The 1,727-nt window shown below is 36.8% G+C and carries 4 protein-coding genes; all 4 read left to right on the top strand.

Features of this window, described 5'->3' with window-relative positions:
- Window positions 1-121: 121 nt before the first annotated feature.
- The gene (locus tag H141_RS21365; protein ID WP_083923103.1) at window positions 122-544 is read left to right on the top strand and encodes a hypothetical protein; all 423 of its coding nucleotides are present in this window, start codon (window positions 122-124) and stop codon (window positions 542-544) included.
- A 76-nt stretch (window positions 545-620) separates the two neighbouring features.
- Window positions 621-815, top strand: a complete 195-nt coding sequence (locus H141_RS21360; protein ID WP_019677952.1) for a hypothetical protein — start codon at window positions 621-623, stop codon at window positions 813-815.
- A gap of 10 nt (window positions 816-825) precedes the next feature.
- Window positions 826-1,197, top strand: a complete 372-nt coding sequence (locus tag H141_RS0119530) for a hypothetical protein (RefSeq protein ID WP_019677951.1) — start codon at window positions 826-828, stop codon at window positions 1,195-1,197.
- Between the two features lie 50 nt (window positions 1,198-1,247).
- On the top strand, window positions 1,248-1,598 hold the full coding sequence (locus H141_RS0119525; protein WP_004589646.1) for a hypothetical protein: 351 nt from the start codon (window positions 1,248-1,250) through the stop codon (window positions 1,596-1,598).
- The last annotated feature ends 129 nt before the right edge of the window (window positions 1,599-1,727 follow it).

Genomic DNA, 1,727 nt, shown 5'->3' with positions numbered 1-1,727 from the left:
AAAAAGTAAAAAGTAAAAAGTAAAAAGTAAAAAGTTTAGGTTTTAGTTCAAAGGTTGATCAAGATCATAAAATTATTCTTATAAAGTGGCTAATATTGTAGGTGCTAAAGAAGGAATGATAATGTTTGGACTTTTCAGGTGGTTTAAAATAGTAATAATAACTGTGTTGCTTACGCAGCAAAGTTTTGCTACAGCTAAGCCAATGAATTGTGAAGAACATCAAAATGGATCTTCCGACACGCATATTATGCAACGAAGCAAAAATATTCACCATCAATCAATGAATGACAATAGTCACTATCACACTGTAAACTCGCAAGATTCTAAACACCGTCATGGTGATGAAGTCTGTGAAAAATGCAAAGCTAGTGATTGTGTTTGTTGTGAGGGGGGATTTTGTTCAAGCTTTCATTTAAATGCCTATCTTGTGCAAGCGCAAGAGGAAGGTATTTGCAATATTTACTCTGAGCTATTTCTACAGCGTACACCTCTACCAAAATCTGGTATCCATCTCTTACTTTATCGTCCACCAATTATTGGCTAATCACAGGATCAGTGCGTCTTTTTTTCGCCACTCCCATCAAAAATAGAATGACTTAGATCCTGAAAAGCAACAGCAGATGATGGTTGAACATCACCGTTCAATGATGAAGATGATGCAATCCATGCACAAAAACATGGAAGAAATGCCAATGCATCAACAAATCAAGATGGCTGAACATCATTTAGAAATGATGGGGAACATGATGCCGCAGATGAACCGCAAAATGGAAGAAATGAAAGATAGCAATCAACAGCATTCACACAAACATTAGGAGAAAAATTATGAGCGATTTAGATCATAGAGTTGGCGTTAGAGAGCAAAATTTAGTTGTTCGAAATCTAAAGCTTAGCAATGTCACAGAAGAAAGCTGTGACGAGTTAGTAAAAGAAATAGATCAGCTTTTTGGTATAGATGAAGTTAGTTACAACATCAAAGAAGGTGAAATACACCTTGCCTATGATGCCGCAAACGTAAGCCTTGATGGGATTGAGGAGGTAATCCGTAAGTATGGCGCAGATGTTCATGATGATTGGTGGACACATACTAAAGAAAGTTACTATAAATTTGTTGATCAGAACATCAAAGATAACTCTGTTCATAAGCCTTGGAGTTGTCATCAAGCACCTTCGGGGGCTGGCCGGAAAAACAAATGAATTCATAAAAAAGTGTATAGATAATTAGTTAGTCAAATGAGGTAACAGTGATGAAAACACCCTATATAAAAGCTCTTTTATTGCTTACATTCGGTTTATATTTAGTGGGTTGTTCCAATACCACTTTTTATCATAAATACATGATGAGAGGTCAGGTAGTAGAAAGTTCTGATAATCGAACTCTAATCTGTATTGGTGCTAAGCATGGCGCAGAGGTTGGGCAAAAATACAGTGTTATTAGATTCCATGAAAGAATAGTATTGAGTGAAGGTGAAGATCCCTACACTATCGAAAAGGTAGGAACGGTACAAATTACTAAAATTGTGAATGATCATTTCGCAACTGTAAAGCTAGTGTCTGGTGACATTGCAGCGAAAGATATGGTGGAACTTGAAAACTAATAAAGTGGTGGCGAAAGCCACCACAAGAGCATAACAAGCTGGGCGCCTGTTCTTCTAAAATATCCTGAAATGCCCTCCTGAAAATACTCTGCTATGTGCTTGAACTTACTTTAGTCAGTATCTGTTGTT

Source organism: Arsukibacterium perlucidum DSM 18276 (genome assembly GCF_000382165.1).
Taxonomy (GTDB): domain Bacteria; phylum Pseudomonadota; class Gammaproteobacteria; order Enterobacterales; family Alteromonadaceae; genus Alishewanella; species Alishewanella perlucidum.
Note: the sequence above shows the minus strand (reverse complement) of the source record. Positions and strands in the feature narration are given on the sequence as shown.

Bases quoted from the DNA above. Each gene is read 5' to 3' on its own strand.
- H141_RS21365 (WP_083923103.1), top strand. From the start codon at position 122: ATGTTTGGACTTTTCAGGTGGTTTAAAATAGTAATAATAACTGTGTTG.
- H141_RS0119525 (WP_004589646.1), top strand. From the start codon at position 1,248: ATGAAAACACCCTATATAAAAGCTCTTTTATTGCTTACATTCGGTTTA.
- H141_RS21360 (WP_019677952.1), top strand. From the start codon at position 621: ATGATGGTTGAACATCACCGTTCAATGATGAAGATGATGCAATCCATG.
- H141_RS0119530 (WP_019677951.1), top strand. From the start codon at position 826: ATGAGCGATTTAGATCATAGAGTTGGCGTTAGAGAGCAAAATTTAGTT.